This is a genomic window from Methanoculleus sp. UBA413 (assembly GCF_002502935.1).
GTDB lineage: Archaea > Halobacteriota > Methanomicrobia > Methanomicrobiales > Methanoculleaceae > Methanoculleus > Methanoculleus bourgensis.
Genome location: NZ_DAQR01000063.1, coordinates 40,473 through 56,614, shown reverse-complemented (window position 1 = coordinate 56,614; position 16,142 = coordinate 40,473). Strand labels below are relative to the sequence as shown.

The following is a 16,142-nucleotide window of genomic DNA, read 5'->3' as shown; positions in this document are numbered from 1 at the left end:
CCTCCCCCCTTGCGGAGGGAGCCCTCCCGCTCATGCCCCGCGAGCCCCGCAGAGGTAGATGGAAGTATGACAATCCGTAGAATAGATGCAGGAGAGGACTCAAGGTCTTCAAGTTTTCCTTAGCGGGACCAATGAATACCCCTTCGCCTCCGATGTCCCGGCCCTGACCTAATCTTTCGGGGCTCCGGTGTCTATTCCAGAGATAAGCGGAGACGCCCCCCTCCCACGTCCCCTCAAGCCCCGGTCAGCCCGCCGCTCACCGAGCCGACCCACTCCATGAGAGACGCCCAGGCCCCTTCGAGCATCCCGGTCACCCCGGAAGGCTCGCTGGGCGGCGGGGCCTCCGGTGCCGGGGTGTCGTCGGGAACGTCAGGGGTCGTCTCCGGCACGTCCGGTGTCTGCACGGGCTCAGGATTCAGGTCGAGGGAGGCTGATCCGGTCATCGGCGGGATATACCCCACGTTCCCGGGCACCACGAACCAGCACCGCTCGTAGGCATCGACGAAGAGTTTCTTGACGACGTTTGAGCGAATACCGTCCCGCGATGTGAGATGCAGGGCGACGCCGGATCCGTTCCATCCGTAGATCCCGTTATCGGACGCGATAAGGAGCATCCCCCCGGATGTTGCCGCGATATCGTTGATAGCGACCGGGAACTCCTCCAGGTCCCCGGAGTGGAGGACGGGGGTCACCCCGGCGCCCGGGGCATACCGGAGAACCGTCGTGCGGTTGAAGAGGTACACGCCCCCGAAGGGGTTGACCCGCACTTCGGAAATCCCCTGGATCGGTTCATTCTGGTAGGCCTTCGTGCCCCACTTCGTGACGAAGGTATACCCGGGAGCCCCCGAATCCTGCCGGGTATCCGGGTGTGGTACGAATTTCTGGACGCAGTGACTCTCCCTGTTGACTACATAGATATTATCGGAAGCGTCGATGGCGATGCCGGAAGGAAGATGAAACATCTCGCCCCCGGTATCCCGGAACTGCCACGTTTTGAGTGGGTTGCCGGAACTATCAAACACCTTGATGCGGTTGGCGTTCGTATCAGTCACATGAATGTTGCCAGCAGCGTCGATGGCGATGCCGGTCGGCGACTGGAATTCCCTCTCCCCAAAGCCCTGCGATCCCCACGTTGCAAGGAATTTGCCGGAACTATTGAACTTCTGGATGCGGTGGTTCCCGGAGTCTGCCACGTAGATGTCGCCGGCAGCATCGACGGCGATGCCTTCCGGCGACCGGAACTCACCGTTCCCGGTACCCCACGCCCCCCACGTTGTAAGGAATTTACCGGAACCATCAAACTTCTGGATGCGATGATTCCCTGAGTCTGCCACGTAGATATCGCCGGCAGTATCGACGGCGATGCCGGCCGGTTGCAGGAACTCACCGTCTCCGAAACCCTGTGATCCCCATTTCTTAAGGAATTTTCCGGAACCGCCAAATTTCTGGATGCGGTGATTATTGGAATCTGTCACGTAGATATTGCCGGCGTCGTCAATCGTGACGCCGGAAACCCGCCAGAACTCCCCGTCGCCGAAGCCCGACGACCCCAACATTGTGAGGTATTTGCCGGAACTATCAAACTTCTGGATGCGATGGTTCCCGGAGTCTGCCACGTAGATGTCGCCGGCAGCATCGACGGCGATGCCCTCCGGCCGCAGGAACTCACCGCCACCGGGTTTCTCAGACTCCCATTTTGCGAGGAGGTTGCCGGAACCATCAAACTTCTGGATGCGGTGATTATCCTGATCTATCACGTAGATATTGTTGGAGGCGTCGACTGCCATGTTTACCTTGTAGTCCGATGGCAGAAACTCCCCATCCCCGGTACCCAGCGATCCCCACCTCTTCAGGAAGCTGCCGGAACTATCGAATTTCTGGATACGATCCCGGTCAGACACGTAGATGTTGCCGGAAACATCGATGGCGATGCCGGTCGGCCACTGGAACTCCCCGTCGCCACTGCCCGGTGTCCCCCACTTCGTGAGATATCTGCCGGAACCATCAAACTTCTGGATGCGCTTATTCACCGGGTCTGTCACATAGACATTGCCGGAAGTGTCGACTGCAACGCCGACCGGCGACTGGAACTCCCCGACCCCTCTTCCCCGCATCCCCCACATTGTGAGGAAGTTACCGGAACTATCGAACTTCTGGATACGGCTATTGTCCGTGTCTGCCACGTAGACGTCGCCGGCAGCATCGATGGCGATGCCGGCTGGCGATCGGAACTCACCCTCGCCGGTACCGTATGACCCCCACGTCGTAAGGAGGTTGCCGGAATTACTGAACTTCTGGATGCAGTGGTTCCATCTATCTGCCGCGTAGATGTTGCCGGAAGCATCAATTGCGATATCATCCGGGCAGGAAAACTCACTGTACCGTCCCCCCCACGTTGCAAGGAGATTGCCGGAACTATCAAACTTCTGGATGTGCTTATTCCCTGAGTCCGCCACGTAGACACTACCTGAAGCATCAACCGCAATACAGGAAGGTCTGTCAAAGTCCCGGTCCTTTGCGTAGACCACCGGCTCAAACCGGACTTCCCCGGCCCTTTCCCGGAGCATCTGGACGCCGTCTCGCTCCGACCCGATGACGAGCGCATCGCTCGCGGCATCGACCGCCATGCTCACGACGGTATAGCACCCCAGGTTCTCGGGTCCGAGCGGTTTGTACCACGTCCAGTTCCCGTTGTGGTAACGGTGGAGGCCTGCCCGCCCGGTGGCGACCCAGACCTCGTCTCCCCACCGCGCCATGCAGTTGATGTTCAGGTTCTTGAGGAACTGCTGGTCCTGGATGACTTCGTACCCGGTCCCGGTCTGGAACTGCAGCCCGTTCGGGTAGCCTATCCAGAGGTGGCCCCTGGAATCCAGGGTAACGGCGGTCGCCATAATATTGAGGGGCGCGAGCATGCCGTAGGCCGTCTCCCCCGGGTGCCTCGCGTTGACCGAATACCAGGTCCCTTTTGCCGTATACACAGAGATACCGCTATCGGTCGCGAAGATGACATCCCCATACCTGCCGTTGGTCACATCCTTCACCCCGGCGGATGCGATACCCGTATCGTAGTCGGGGACTTCGATGTAGATGGCTGATGATAGAGGAATAAGCAGAGATGCCAGAACAGCAGAGATTAGAAGAGTTCGGTACATGTTCCGTCCGCCCTCTTGATGATCAGGCGGCCCTTCTCCTCGGGCCAGTAATACACCGACCGGCCAACCTTCCCGCCGATCTCCTCATGCGCGATCCTGACACCCAGGTCGTTGAGCAGCCCCTTCACCGCGGCAGCGTTCCTCTCCCCGATATTCAGGGAGTTTGCCGAATACTCAAACATGCTCGCACCGCCGACGACATTCGCCGTGATCGCGGACCTCGTGCTCCCGAGCCTCTCCATCTCCAGGAGGAGGGTACTTGTGGCGGTGTCCGCAAACTTGCCGGGCCGGTCGGTGTTCCCGCGGCTTTCCGGGAGCATGATGTGTGCGAGCCCCCCGAGTGACCGCCTCTGGTCGTGCAGGATGAGCGCGATGCAGGAACCAAGCCCGATCGTCCCCATCGGGCACATCCCGACCCGGAGTTCGCCAAGACCCAGGATTACAGCCTTCTCTTCACCGAAAAAATTGTTTTCCATGCTATTCGGGTGGCTTTTCAGGTGAGCGGCGTCATCAGGTCTTCCAGCATCGTGAACAACTGCTGCATGAGTTCTGGTTTCGGGAGCATGTAGATGCTCCCGTAGATAGGCGGCGCTTCGCTTGTAAGCTCGGTGTTGAAGATCAGGATATCATTCACGTCACCGGCCATCTGCGCTATGATGGACTCAAAGGCGGCATGCGCCATATCAATGGCCAGCGCCGGCGGGGAAGGCAGCATAACGATCTCCAGAAGTTCGGCGGTCGCATCAAGAAACGCCGATATCATGATATTCCCGATCTCGATTGCGGCGCTCTGGTCCATCTCGTTGATCTCCCGGTCGGCGTCGGTGGTGCCGAGCATCTGGTTCGTCAGCCGGACAATGGTCTCCTGGGGCATGCTGACGACGATATACCCTCCATCCGCGACCTCCCCCTGGATCTGGAAGACGACAATGGCCGATATCTCGTTGCCGATGTAGTTGTGCATATCAGCGATATCAACTGCCTGCACCTCCGGCACTGTCATCTCAATCGGGCTCATCAGCATCTGTGAAAGGCTTGTCGCAGCGTGCGCCGCACCGATGTTCCCAAGTTCCCTCAGCGCATCAGTCTGAAACGGGTCAAGTTCCATGAAAACGTCTCCTACACAATCGTGTTCACATCGAGAACCGGCACAACCTCGCCGTCTCCCGGGATGGTGATCCCGCTGATCCCGCGGCAGCTTCCTGCAAGCCGGGAGAGCGGTTTCACCACCACTTCCTGCTGGCCGTCCACGGTATCAACGACGATACAACACTTTCTGCCGCTGTTCTGCAGCACAACAAGCGTATCACTCTTCTGCGCCCGGCCAAACATATCCTCAAGGCGGTACATGGGAAGGATCTCGTCGCGGAGCAGGACCGTCTCGGCATCGCCGATTCGGTGGACCGCTTCTGTTCTGGCCAGGGCCACCTCGACGACGTTGCTGATCGGAATGGCACACCGCCTCCCGTTGATCTGCACCATCATGACGTCGATGATCGCCATCGTTGGGGGCAGCATCAGCTCAAACGTCGTCCCCCTGCCGAGTTCGGACTCGACCCTGATGGTCCCCTTGAGCGACTCAATGGTCTTCTTGACCACATCGAGACCGACACCCCTGCCGCTGATGTCGGTGATCGTCTCAGCCGTGCTGAACCCGGGCTCGAAGAGCAGGTTGATGAGATCTTCTTTTGTTGCGGCCGCTGCCGCCTCGGGCGTCATGATGCCTTTGTTCACCGCTTTATCCTTGAGTTTCTCGGGGTCGATACCGGCACCGTCGTCCACGATCTCGATGATGACGTTATCCTTATCCCTCCGTGCAGTCAGCCGGAGCGACCCCTTGCGCGGTTTCCCGCTGGCTTCGCGGACCTCCGGGAGTTCGATCCCGTGGTTTACGGCGTTCCTGATGATGTGCAGGAGCGGGTCGGAGAGTCCGTCCATCATACCCCTGTCAAGCTCGGTCTCGCCGCCCTCGATGGTAAACTCAACCTCCTTTCCGTCATGGGTCGCGACGTCCCGCACAACACGGGGGAGGCGGTTGAAGATGCGGTCAAGCGGCATCATCCTGATTCCCATCATGAGGTTCTGGAGGTCCGAGACCGAGCGGCCGATCATGCTCAGTGCTTCATCAAACTCTTTGATGCCGTGCTTCCTTGCTATCTGTTCGAGCCGCCCGCGGTTGATCACCAGATCCTCGACAAGGTTCATCATCCTGTCGAGCCGCTGGATATCGACGCGGATATTCTTGATCTCGCGGCTCTTTTCGCCCCGGGACGGCTTAGGCGCCGACGGTTCGGGTTTTTGGGTCTCCTTCGGCACCTCCGGTGCCAGGGATAGTTCAAGAAGCGAGATCTCGGTACCTGAGGCGACGGTCCGGAGCGCATCCTCCCCCGCCTCGCTTGCGATCCGGATCTCAATCGGTCCATCGAACGTTCCATCCTCGATAAGGTCCCGCGTGGGCGTTGTTCCGAGGATCGTCCCGATCTCGTCAAGGTTCTGCAGGAGCAGTATGGCCCGGACATCTTTCATGGCGCAGGACGGGTCGATGGCGACTGATAACGTGTAGATGGGTCCACCAACCCCCTCTACCGCTACTCCTGCCTCATGGGGGGTCTCCTGGTCGTCATCAGCGGTTTCTTCGGTGAACACTCGGAGTTCCTGCACCAGGTTTCCGGACGCCTCATCTGAGGGGGCTCCGCCCGCCTCGATCTCGTCCAGCATCTCCTCGATCATGTCGGTACAGGTGAGCAGGAGGTCGGTGAGGGACACGGTCACCTCCCGTCGGCCGCTGCGGATGAGCGAGAAGACATCTTCCATCGAGTGACAGAGATGCTCCATCGCATCAAAGCCCATCGACGCCGACATCCCCTTGAGCGTATGAGCAGACCGGAAGATCTCATCGATGGCGGTCTGCTGGTCTTCCCCGCTCTCAAGAGCGAGGAGGTTGTTTACGATGTTCTCGTGATTCTCCCGTGACTCCTCAACAAAGAGTTTCCGGTATACCTCTTCATCAACCATGATTGACCTCGAGCCTGTTGACCGCCCTTACGATCTCCCGCGCAAGACCCTTGAGTGGAACCACCCTATCGACGCTGTCCCGGGCGATGGCTGACCGCGCCATCCCGTAGACCAGGCAGTCTTCTTCAGCGCATACCATCGTGGTGCCGCCTGCAGTCTTCACCGCGAGAGCCCCCTCACCGCCGTCGCTCCCCATCCCCGAGAGGATCACCGAGACCGTGCGTGGGCCGAAGACGTTCGCAGCAGAGGCGAACGTCTTATCGACGGCCGGCCGGACTGCATGCAGGGGAGGGGCGGTCGAGTGGATGACCCGCCCGTGGTTTCTCCCGGCGGCTGCATAGATGCCTGAGATCACGGTGTGGTATCCGGCTTTTGAGACCAGGACCGTCCCGGCCTGCAGGATATCTCCGTTTGTGGTCTCTTTCACCGGCAGGGGCGAGACACGGTTCAGGCGTTCGGCGAGCGATGCGGTGAATCCCTCGGGCATATGCTGGGTGACGACGACCGCTGCAGGCAGGTCAGGCGGTAGCGCGGAGAGGAGCGTATCAAGCATCGGCGGTCCTCCGGCAGACGAGCCGATCAGCACCGCTGCATCGGCGTTCTTCTGCCGGATTCCCCCGGGCTTTACAACCGTCGGAAGGGAGACGAGATTTTTGATCTTCTGGATGAGCTCTCTCTCGATGCCCCTGACCTTCGGGACGTCCCTTGGTTTGAGCATGAAGTCATCAGCCCCGAGACGGAGCGCCCGGTGGGTCATATCGGCCTGCCGGGACGTCAGCGTGCTCAAAACAATCACCTTTGGTCTTGAGCTCTCCCCCTGGAGGGCTTCAAGAACCTCGAGGCCGCCCATCCGGGGCATCTCGATATCGAGGGTGATAACGTCGGGTTTCAGCTCCGATATCTTCGCAAGAGCATCGATGCCGTTGACCGCCGTCCCGACGATCTCGATATCAGGGCTGCCTTTGAGCATATCCCGCAGGATCGTCCGGATAAAAAGTGAGTCGTCGACGATCAGAACCCGTATCATGGTTACGCACTGAGAACGTTCTTCACTTCTTCGAGAACCTTTGGGGCCTGGAACGGTTTGACGATGTAGCCTCTCGCACCGCTCTTTATAGCAAGTTTGACCATCTGCTCCTGGCCGACCGCCGTACACATGACGACTTTTGCCGCCGGGTCGGCGGCCTTGATGGCCTTGAGCGCCTCGATCCCGTTTACTTTCGGCATAACAACGTCCATCGTGACAAGGTCGGGTTTGAGTTCCTGGTACCTGGCAAGCGCCTCAGCCCCATCCGCTGCCTCACCGACGATGTCGTGTCCGCCGGAGAAGAGGATGTTCTTCAGCAGCGTTCTCATAAACATTGTATCATCGACGATCAGGATTCTCCCCATCGAACACCACTCAATGTTTATTTGGAGAATCGGCTATATAGACCTTCGTATTTTGGAAAAATAAGATTATTAATTTGTTGGAGATTTTACTGCATCAGAGATATACCGGACACCTTTAGCGGTCAATTGTATCTCTTTCCTGACGTAGAGCACCTCAGCAAACCCGGTGGCAAGGAGCCGCTCATAGATGGCGTCGAGGTCTTTGTGCGAGAGTTTGAGCATGTTCTCAATTGCACTCGAGTCCATCCCGCTATAGACCAGCATGGCCACCTGCCCGGTCAGCGGGTCGAGTTCCTCATCATATTTTGTGTTCTGTGTCGCCTCACTGAGGAAGTTGTAGAGAACCTGAAGCGTTGTCTTCGGGCAGAGGACGAAACTTGTCACGACCTCGTTCTCGATGAGATGGTCGATCTTCACGACATCGAGATCCTTCTCCTGGATCTCCCGGCGCGTGAACTCGATGCCTGCCACGTCTCCCAGGGGTATGCAGACCTGGCTCTCCTGGCTGACGAACCAGATGCCGGTCTTCATGACTGCGATCGCACCCTTCTCCCAGTGGGCGTCCTGAACGAGCACTCCCCCGCGTATTGCGGGCGACATAAAGAAGGCGTTCAGCCGGTAGGCGCTGCACTGGGTGATGACGAACTTCTTTAAGACCGAGAGGACCTTCTCCACCGACGCGATGCGGTAGGTCTCCTCCGCATCCGGACCGGCGGTGATCAATACCTGGTTCTTCTTCTCCTCGAGATCGACCATGGATTTATAGGGGATCTCGCAGTCAAGGGGGGCGCCGATATGGATACGGTCCTCACCGATGCCCATCGTCGTCGGGATCCACTTACCTTCATGCTCAACCTTTACCGGAACAGATTTCATCATCGCCGTTGCACCTCCTCCTGTATCATTACCTCACAAAAGACCATCATCATTTTGATTTCAGCGTTGCAAGGATCTCCTCAAGCTCTCCGGCAAGTTCTCTTGCGCTGTATTTCTCTCCTCGCAGTTCGCGGACCAGGCTGATATCCTCCACAAACTTCTTTTTCTTTACGTCGGATTTGAGCGCGGCGATCAGGTCGTCATCGACCATGCCGCCGGAGGCGAAAGAGACCATATCGAAGTCTTCTTCCGGTTGCTCGATCGGCTCGTCAGGGACCTCTTCCTCAGGGGCGGGCTCATCCGCATCGATCTCTTCATCATCGACCTCCTCGCCCTCAATCTCGATCTCATCGAGGTCAAGGTCGTCGAGTGCTGAGAGTTCCGCACTCAGCGCACTCATATCAGGCCGTTCCGAGAGATCACCGGCGGTCCCGGAGTCACCGGGGAGGTCGAGGTCGAGGTCGAGATCCTCAAGTTCGCTCTGGTGCGCTTTGAGGATCTCTGATACGGCGTTTGTCTCTTCCTCGGAGAGGAGAGAGATCTGGTCAGACTCAAACGCTGTCTCCGGACCGGTAGCCTCATCGAGGTCGAGGTTGTCCAGGGAATCGAGGTCGAGGTCCGCGAGCGCGGCGAGGGGGTCGACTGCACCCCCGGCGGCCTTCGGTGGGGTCGGGGATGCAGCCTGATCAGGGGCCGAGCCGTCGACCGCCTGGTCGAGCATGCCGTCGATCTCCTCGATTGCTTTCTTCTTCTCGCCTTCAGGAGCACGGGCATGCGTGATCGCCTCTCTGATCGATGCCGTGAGAGTCCCAAGCATGCTGGCGAGGTTGATCTCGGTGGAGGCGAGTCTCTGAATGAGGGGTGGTTTTGGCGCTGCGGTATCAGTTTTTTCCTTCTTCTCCTTCTTCGGCCGCTCCCGGAGCGCGGCACGCAGTCGTGAGGGCTTTAAGTCTGCAGGATCCAGCGCCCCGGTGACGAGGAGCGCGCAAAACCCCGCGAGCACGGTGCCCGCGACGATGACCTCGACCGAGGCATCGATGACGATGATCAGGGAGCCTGTACCGACAGTGATCAGGAACAGGAGCGGCCGGCGTACGTTCTCCTTCATGCTATACCCCCGCAAATGTTGGAATGGTAAAGAATGCGCTCACAATGATCGGTGCAACGATGTAGACGATGCCGGTGGTCGCACAGAGCAGGCTTGCGAAGAAGTAGTACATATACCGGTCACCACCCATGACAATCCTTCCTGCAAACATGTTTGCAACGGTCAGCATTAAGAGGATCGTCACCACGTACGCCCGCATCGTATCTTCAGGGAAGTCTACGAAGATGTTCAGGGCACCCCCCATACTGCCGCCGATCGTGGACGAACCTCCCGAGAGCGCCGCTGAGGTCTCTGCGAAATGGTCCATCACTTCCGTCACCGCGTGGGACATCGTGAGGAGGATCTCGAAGAGGAAGACGAAGATACCGATCATCGCCCCGTGCATCGGCACGAGCAGGACGACAAACCCCTTCACCATCATGTCGCGTTTCCTCCTGAGGAGAACCTGCTCGAGCATCGATGAACCGGTGATCTTTCCTATCTCGTCCGGGGAGCCGCCGAGGGCCACCGCGTCACGGAAGATGTTCATGTACTTGTAGATCAGGTAACTGCCGGTCTCCCCGATGAACTTCCTCCAGCTCGCGGCTTCATCAAGCCCAAGGTTCAGTTTCGATGATACCGAGTCGATGAACGGCTCCAGGTAAGGGAGGGATTTTTTGTCCACCTCCTGGAGTGCATCGCCGGTGGTGATGCCCTTGCCCCCCATCACCGACCCGAGGCTCCGGATAAACGTGGAGAAGTCGGTGTCACGGTTGATGACGTTTGCATCATCGATATAGCCGATGATCCCAAGCGGCATCAGGAGCAGGCCGACGAGCAGGAATATAACACCGGCGTTGACGCCGATGAGGATGAGGGCAAGTGCGATTGCGGCGACGATCGGCAGGACCAGGCGCTCCATTCTCCGGATGATACCCTGCTCCCTGGAACAGATCGCGGCAAGCCCGTGCGTCCTCGGGTCGTCGGGGACGGCCCGGTACATGATCCCGAGGCCGAAGATTGATATGCCGATGATGAGGGTATATGAAGAGTTGAGTGCTGCATCAATCCCGCCAGGGGCGTAGATCGCCACCGATATCATGATGATGATCGCGACAAGCGCAGCCGAAAGGAGCATCGCGATGTAGGCGTCGCCCCATTTCTTCAGGAGCTCGATCCCCTGTTCGAACGTGTTCCGGTAAATGCTCCTGATGCTCCCAAGTTCCGTGGTGATGAAGTCGTCGTCGGGAACCCCGGAGTCGATGGAGTTTGCGTAGCGGTTCAGCATGCTCTGGAGGGTCTTGTTTCTGCACCGATCGGCGACCGCCCGGAGCCCTTCGGCATAGCTGTAGCCCCACCCGGCGACCAGACGCTGCACCTTTGCAATGTAGCGCGACGGGACATACTCGAACCTCTCAGATGTGTAATCGAAGATCTCGGGCCTGGTCACGGCTGCCGTGGTGATCGCGGCCATGTAGGTATACATGAAGAGCAGGTCCTGCTCCATCTTCTTGTTCTCGAGGACGGATGACCGGAGGTCGCTAAGGTACTCTACCTGGTCCTCGAACGGTAGCTTGCCCTGATTTGCCGCTCTCAACCTCTCGGCCACGTCCTCGAACAATTGTTACACCTCGATGTTGAGCAGACCCTGTTTCTTGATCTTCGTGGTCATGTGGAAGAGGTCCCAGAACTGAGTATACCCGGCTTTATGGAGTCGTTCGAGGATCTTCGCCCGTTTTTCGACCTCGTCGTAGATCTCGGCCCGCCGGTTCTCGGGGATGCCGAGCATCGTTGCGATCTTGTTCTCGAGGAGGTAGCTGCTCCCCTTGCCGGTGAAGGTGAAGGTGTCGGTTGCAGGGTCCCAGACGAACGCTGCCATGAAGGAGAATCCCTCTGTCTCGGGGTCGTAGCCCACGAGTTCGTTGATGCTGAGCATCCGCCGGACGGTCCCGCCGTGGGGGAGTTTCACGGCGCTCTGGATGATGACCAGGTTGAGGTTGTCGACGTAGGTCTTCGGGATGTTGATAGGGTCCCCGCAGAGACGCTGGATCAGCTTCTCGACCGACGCGGCGTGGAAGGTGCTCATCACTGGGTGGCCGGTCTGCATCGCAGAGAACGCGACGGATCCTTCCACACCACGGATCTCACCGACCAGGATCTGGTTCGGACGCTGACGGAGGGCGGCTTTGAGGAGGTCAAACATCGTGACCTCCGAGCCTTCGCCCTCACCCTTCCCCTTGGCTTTCGCGACCTCGCGGGTCCAGTTCCTGTGGGGGACCGTCAGTTCGGGGGTATCCTCGATGGTGACGATCTTGTTCTCGGGCGGGAGGAACGTTGTTAAGGCGTTTAAGGACGTCGTCTTGCCGCTCGCAGTCTCGCCTGAGACGAACATCGACATCCCGTACTCGAGGCAGATCCAGAGGTATGCGGCCATCATGTAGTTGCATGTCCCGCTCTCGATGACCTGCATGATACTCATGGGGACCTCGCTCACCTTACGGATGGTGAAGTTGCTCCCGTGCTTGCTGATCTCGGTCCCGTAGACGATGTTGATACGCGAACCGTCGGGGAGGGTCGCGTCCACGATGGGGTTTCTGTAGGTCAGCGGCCGTTTGATCCGTTCGGCAAGTTTGATGACGAATTTGTCGAGTTCGGTCGAGTCCTGGAACCCGACGACCGACTTGAGGCCCTTGAAGATCTTGTGCTCGATGAAGATCGGTCCGACGCCGCCGCAGGTGATATCCTCGATGTACCGGTCGGAGAGGAAGGGTTTGAGGGTCCCCATCTCGATCTTGTCGCGGATCATCAGGTACTCAAGCGCCTTGTACTCCTGCTGCGAGAGGATGATCCGGCCGTCGGCGAGTTCCGGGAGCCCGTCCGTCTGCGGTTTTGCCGATGCACCGATATCAGAGGTGAGGAAGTTTATGATCCGGTCTTTGAGGTCTTTTGGCGTCCCGCCGGCGAGCAGGGATTCATCGATCTCCTCGCCCGGCACCACAAAATGGGTGACCTACGCGACCATCGACGGCCGCGGATCGGGGACAACCGGGGTTGTCAGGGTCCCGTCCCCCCTCTGGCGGCTCGACTACTCTGATATCACGACCACGAGCGACGAGATCCCGTTCTTCAACTGCCAGGTCATGGACGCCGAAGATCCGAACCGGTTCGTCCATATCGTCACCCTGAACTTCCCCGACTTCAGGGGGATGAAAGACAAACCCGAGCTGCGGAAGGAACAGTGGGTGAAGACCTTCTACGAGGGGCACCACGACTACTATTTTGTCATCAACGCCCGGTGCATCGGCGCCTATCACGTGAAGATCCAGGTGCCGGAGACGTATATGGGGACATAAGGATGGTCATACGCGGGGGAGATGAGGTTTGGTGGTTTGGTCTCATGCGAAGGGCGCGAAGCCGCGAAGGATGTGTCGTTCCACCATCGTCACTCTTCGCGCCCTCCCACGTGCTTCGCATGTGAACCTGGCGGGAGTTTTCACCATCATGTCCGGTTATAATTTAGCGCACTACCGGTCTTCCCGCTCCGCCCCACACGATAGATCGATCCGTTTCGAAAGTAGGAGGTCGTCCCAAAATCCCTCTGCCGGGAGGGGGACACCCCTCCCGGTCCCTCCCCCGCCCGGGCGTATACCCGGTGGAAAGCCGTGTCCGCGATTTGGCGCTGGATATTGCTCAATTATCTGCGAACGTGCGCCAGAGTGTTCTGAACCATGTGGATATTCGGTCGCAGAGTACTTTTGGGATGTGCTCTAGGTTAAAGTCGGTATACACAAGAGAGATTTGAAAATGGAGTAGTTACCTGATTGCGTCGATCAATTCATTCCGGGGGATTCCAGTTGCTTTTGAAACCTCGTCGAGTATTGAATATAGTGTTCCAACTCTCAGTTCGTTGTGCAGGGGAACGACAACATGAAATTTTTCATCACCATTTTGGGTAACCATTCGAACATGACTCCCTGTTTGTCGAAGGCATGTGTAACCGAGGGATTCGAGGTATTTGATGACCTTGAATCCACTAACAACTGGTCGCCTTGACATTGCGATCGACTTTGAATTGACATTCAAACTGTTGAGTAAGTGGTTCGGCGTCGGCCTGGTCGAGTTCAAGGATAAAGTCGGGTACAGGTTCGGTTGTAACGGTGACCGTGATCTGTTCTCCTTGCCCAATTTGATCTTCGAAATTGAGTTCTGTTGCTTCTATGATATTATCGAGAAGTTCGCCGATAGTCTCTCCCTGAGTGATGATGCCATGGTCTGTAGCACGGGCGGTCCATCCTTCGTCGTAATAGAAGATATTAAATCTGACTAACATGACGTTCACCTCCAATCAGTTGGGATGTGTGTGGTTTGCCATAATAAATGTAGTGACGATGCTGGGTCCGGTGTTTCGAGGGAGGCATCACGTTTAGCCGGTTTGGCACTCTCCCGCGTGAGTCTGTGATGAAACGAAACAAAGAGGAAAAAATCCGGACGTTCACCGCTCTGCGACCCGGTGCCGCGCGATGAACTCCCGCACCATCTGTGCCGCCACCGCCGCCGTCTGCCCGGAATCGAACGGGGCGACCTCCACATAATCGAACCCGACCGCATGCGGCGCGAGGGTCCGCACAACCTCCCTGATATCGAGCGGCGTCATCCCGAACGGCTCGGGTGTCCCGAGGCCCGGGGTGAGGCAGCAGTCGATCGCATCGGCGTCGATCGAAAGGTATACTTTTTTGTCCCCAATATGCGCGAGAACCTCACCGAGGACGCCGGCGATCCCTCGCTCCCGCACCGCGTCAGCGGTATACAGCCGCGTCCTCTCCTCTGCAACCTCGAACTGCTCGCGGTCGCCGCTCCGGGCGCCGATGATGACGACGTCATCCACCCCGAGATCAAGGACGCGCCGCGTGACGCACCCGTGGCTGTAGGGCGTCCCGTCGAGTTCGTCCCGAAGGTCCAGGTGCGCGTCGCAGACGACGTAGACATCCGGTTGTACGGCCCTGACCGCGCCTATCGTCGCGGTATGCTCACCGCCGAGCATCACCGGAACCTTCCCGTCACCGCCGATCTCGCCCGCAACGTCCGCCACCTGGTCAACCAGGTCCTCCGGGACCTTTGAGACCGCGAGGTCACCGAGGTCGGTGAACGGAACCTCATAGAGGTCTATCCCGGTCGAGGGTTCGTACGACTCAAAGTTGAACGAAGCCTCCCTGATCGCCCGGGGGCCGAACCGCGCCCCGGGCCGAAACGACGTCGTCCCATCGTAAGGCACGCCGAAGACGGCGTAGCGGGCATCCTCGTATGACGCGTCAGCGTCAGCAAAATGGAGATGGGTGAGCTCGTTCATGCCCGCCTTCGAGAGCCAGAAGAGGTCACTCAAGTTTCTTCTTGCCCAGGGATGTTATGTAGGCGATCTCCTTGCCGGGTTCAAGATCACTGACCTGGTCCTCGGTCAGGTTGAGCTCGAACATCTCAAAGTCCTTGACGTCCATGAACTGGACGTTCGTGCCGGCGATCGAGATGACCTGCGCAATCTTTCGCTCCACTACCGGGACGTAGGTCTTCGCCGATACCGGCTGGACGATCGAGCGCTTGACACCGTCAAAGATGCCGATACAGTCGATCCGGGACTTTGCAGCCCCGTGCTTGCCGGGCTTGGATATAGCGATGGAGACAATCCTGCAAGGCTCATCATCAACAATGACGTAACGTCCCTCTTTCAGTTTTCCAACTTCTGTCTGTTCCTTCATATTGTCCCACTCAACAAACGCGTGATTAATGTATCTGGATTGCAGTACATAAATACACCGTAAGAACGAGAGGAGGCACGAGGAGCAGTTGACAGAATTCATCCGGGCATGCGACGACCTGGCAGGGGTTGTCAGGGACGCAGTAGCCGGTCTGGCCGGAACGCCGGAAGCAGGGGAGTACGTACGGATGGGCGCGGACGGCACGCCCACGAAGAAGATCGATCAGGTTGCAGAAGAGATCGTCGTGGACTACTTCACGAGCCATCCGTTCTGCCGGCGCCTGATCAGCGAGGAACTCGGGCACGCCGAGATGAGCGGGGAGAAGGGCACCATCTTCCTCGACCCGGTCGACGGCACCTACAACGCAGTGGTCGGGATCCCGTTCTACGCCCTCTCCATCGCCTACGCTGAAGAGGGCATCGTCCAGCAGGGATATGTCCAGAACCTTGCCACCGGCGAGACGTTCCATGCCGTACGGGGCCGGGGCGCCTGCCTTGACGGACGCCCTGTCCACGTCTCTGATACATCGCTCCTCGAAGAGAGCGCCATGAGCGTTTACGGCCGGAAGTTCGACCCGACCCGCGTGCTTGAGGTCAGCCGGAAGATCCGGCGGTGGCGTCTCCTCGGCGCATCGGCGCTTGAACTCTGTTATGTCGGGTGCGGCCGTATCGATGGGTTTATCGACGTGCGGGGGACGCTCCGTGTCACGGACGCGGCGGCAGGGATGCTGGTCTGCGAGGAGGCGGGGGGAATCGTCTCCGACCTCGAGGGGAGGGGCCTCATCTTCCCGGACGAGGTCTCTGTCGGGCGAAGCCTCGTCGCCACGAACGGCGTCGTGCACAACAAAGTTATCGAGTACCTGAGGTGACC

At 58.5% G+C, this 16,142-nt stretch carries 15 protein-coding genes and 1 pseudogene; 2 read left to right on the top strand and 14 right to left on the bottom strand.

Annotation, left to right across the window (positions count from 1 at the left end; translation table 11 throughout):
• Positions 1 to 233 precede the first annotated feature (233 nt).
• The 10 genes and pseudogenes from BP858_RS04980 to BP858_RS04935 form a co-directional block, all read right to left on the bottom strand.
• The gene (locus BP858_RS04980) at positions 234 to 3,152 is read right to left on the bottom strand and encodes a 6-bladed beta-propeller (RefSeq protein ID WP_286879000.1); all 2,919 of its coding nucleotides are present in this window, start codon (positions 3,150 to 3,152) and stop codon (positions 234 to 236) included.
• Complete coding sequence (locus BP858_RS04975) at positions 3,134 to 3,628, bottom strand: chemotaxis protein CheD (RefSeq protein ID WP_214166205.1); 495 nt, start codon at positions 3,626 to 3,628, stop codon at positions 3,134 to 3,136. The genes BP858_RS04980 and BP858_RS04975 overlap by 19 nt, the downstream gene beginning before the upstream one ends.
• A 17-nt stretch (positions 3,629 to 3,645) precedes the next feature.
• Entirely contained in the window at positions 3,646 to 4,260 is a 615-nt protein-coding gene (locus BP858_RS04970) for a chemotaxis protein CheC (RefSeq protein WP_062264734.1), read from the bottom strand.
• Positions 4,261 to 4,271: 11 nt separating this feature from the next.
• Entirely contained in the window at positions 4,272 to 6,167 is a 1,896-nt protein-coding gene (locus BP858_RS04965; protein ID WP_286878999.1) for a chemotaxis protein CheA, read from the bottom strand.
• On the bottom strand, positions 6,160 to 7,194 hold the full coding sequence (cheB, locus tag BP858_RS04960; protein WP_062264746.1) for a chemotaxis-specific protein-glutamate methyltransferase CheB: 1,035 nt from the start codon (positions 7,192 to 7,194) through the stop codon (positions 6,160 to 6,162). Before cheB ends, BP858_RS04965 begins: the two co-directional genes overlap by 8 nt.
• A gap of 2 nt (positions 7,195 to 7,196) precedes the next feature.
• Positions 7,197 to 7,559 (bottom strand): response regulator, encoded by a 363-nt coding sequence (locus BP858_RS04955; RefSeq protein WP_286878998.1) that lies wholly within the window; start codon positions 7,557 to 7,559, stop codon positions 7,197 to 7,199.
• Between the two features lie 69 nt (positions 7,560 to 7,628).
• Positions 7,629 to 8,435, bottom strand: coding sequence for a CheF family chemotaxis protein (locus BP858_RS04950; protein ID WP_062266593.1), 807 nt, complete (start codon positions 8,433 to 8,435; stop codon positions 7,629 to 7,631).
• Positions 8,436 to 8,484: 49 nt separating this feature from the next.
• The gene (locus tag BP858_RS04945; protein WP_286878997.1) at positions 8,485 to 9,543 is read right to left on the bottom strand and encodes a hypothetical protein; all 1,059 of its coding nucleotides are present in this window, start codon (positions 9,541 to 9,543) and stop codon (positions 8,485 to 8,487) included.
• A 1-nt stretch (position 9,544) separates the two neighbouring features.
• Positions 9,545 to 11,143 carry an archaellar assembly protein FlaJ gene (gene flaJ / locus BP858_RS04940; protein ID WP_286878996.1) on the bottom strand — a complete coding sequence of 533 codons (1,599 nt, stop codon included), beginning with the start codon at positions 11,141 to 11,143 and terminating at the stop codon, positions 9,545 to 9,547.
• Positions 11,144 to 11,146: 3 nt separating this feature from the next.
• Positions 11,147 to 12,514: pseudogene (locus BP858_RS04935) on the bottom strand (type II/IV secretion system ATPase subunit); the annotation flags it as partial.
• A gap of 13 nt (positions 12,515 to 12,527) precedes the next feature.
• Here BP858_RS04935 and BP858_RS04930 point away from each other — a divergent pair.
• Entirely contained in the window at positions 12,528 to 12,875 is a 348-nt protein-coding gene (locus BP858_RS04930) for a hypothetical protein (RefSeq protein WP_286878995.1), read from the top strand.
• A gap of 460 nt (positions 12,876 to 13,335) precedes the next feature.
• Here the strand turns inward: BP858_RS04930 and BP858_RS04925 are convergent, their stop codons facing one another.
• The 4 genes from BP858_RS04925 to BP858_RS04910 all read right to left on the bottom strand — a co-directional run bounded on the left by BP858_RS04925 (position 13,336) and on the right by BP858_RS04910 (position 15,272).
• Positions 13,336 to 13,578, bottom strand: a complete 243-nt coding sequence (locus BP858_RS04925; protein ID WP_074175647.1) for a type II toxin-antitoxin system HicA family toxin — start codon at positions 13,576 to 13,578, stop codon at positions 13,336 to 13,338.
• Positions 13,556 to 13,867: a type II toxin-antitoxin system HicB family antitoxin gene (locus BP858_RS04920; RefSeq protein ID WP_156147605.1), complete on the bottom strand. Its 312-nt coding sequence runs from the start codon at positions 13,865 to 13,867 to the stop codon at positions 13,556 to 13,558. Before BP858_RS04920 ends, BP858_RS04925 begins: the two co-directional genes overlap by 23 nt.
• Positions 13,868 to 14,014: 147 nt before the next feature.
• Complete coding sequence (gene speB, locus BP858_RS04915) at positions 14,015 to 14,902, bottom strand: agmatinase (RefSeq protein ID WP_286878994.1); 888 nt, start codon at positions 14,900 to 14,902, stop codon at positions 14,015 to 14,017.
• The gene (locus BP858_RS04910) at positions 14,895 to 15,272 is read right to left on the bottom strand and encodes a translation initiation factor IF-5A (protein WP_281767744.1); all 378 of its coding nucleotides are present in this window, start codon (positions 15,270 to 15,272) and stop codon (positions 14,895 to 14,897) included. Before BP858_RS04910 ends, speB begins: the two co-directional genes overlap by 8 nt.
• Before the next feature lie 88 nt (positions 15,273 to 15,360).
• On the opposite strand from BP858_RS04910, the gene BP858_RS04905 reads away from it, so the two are divergent.
• Entirely contained in the window at positions 15,361 to 16,140 is a 780-nt protein-coding gene (locus BP858_RS04905) for a bifunctional fructose-bisphosphatase/inositol-phosphate phosphatase (RefSeq protein ID WP_214166217.1), read from the top strand.
• Positions 16,141 to 16,142: the final 2 nt, after the last annotated feature.

Coding starts and splice junctions, on each gene's coding strand:
- BP858_RS04980 (WP_286879000.1), bottom strand. CDS start 3,152: ATGTACCGAACTCTTCTAATCTCTGCTGTTCTGGCATCTCTGCTTATT.
- BP858_RS04975 (WP_214166205.1), bottom strand. CDS start 3,628: ATGGAAAACAATTTTTTCGGTGAAGAGAAGGCTGTAATCCTGGGTCTT.
- BP858_RS04970 (WP_062264734.1), bottom strand. CDS start 4,260: ATGGAACTTGACCCGTTTCAGACTGATGCGCTGAGGGAACTTGGGAAC.
- BP858_RS04965 (WP_286878999.1), bottom strand. CDS start 6,167: ATGGTTGATGAAGAGGTATACCGGAAACTCTTTGTTGAGGAGTCACGG.
- cheB (WP_062264746.1), bottom strand. CDS start 7,194: ATGATACGGGTTCTGATCGTCGACGACTCACTTTTTATCCGGACGATC.
- BP858_RS04955 (WP_286878998.1), bottom strand. CDS start 7,559: ATGGGGAGAATCCTGATCGTCGATGATACAATGTTTATGAGAACGCTG.
- BP858_RS04950 (WP_062266593.1), bottom strand. CDS start 8,435: ATGAAATCTGTTCCGGTAAAGGTTGAGCATGAAGGTAAGTGGATCCCG.
- BP858_RS04945 (WP_286878997.1), bottom strand. CDS start 9,543: ATGAAGGAGAACGTACGCCGGCCGCTCCTGTTCCTGATCACTGTCGGT.
- BP858_RS04925 (WP_074175647.1), bottom strand. CDS start 13,578: ATGTCAAGGCGACCAGTTGTTAGTGGATTCAAGGTCATCAAATACCTC.
- BP858_RS04910 (WP_281767744.1), bottom strand. CDS start 15,272: ATGAAGGAACAGACAGAAGTTGGAAAACTGAAAGAGGGACGTTACGTC.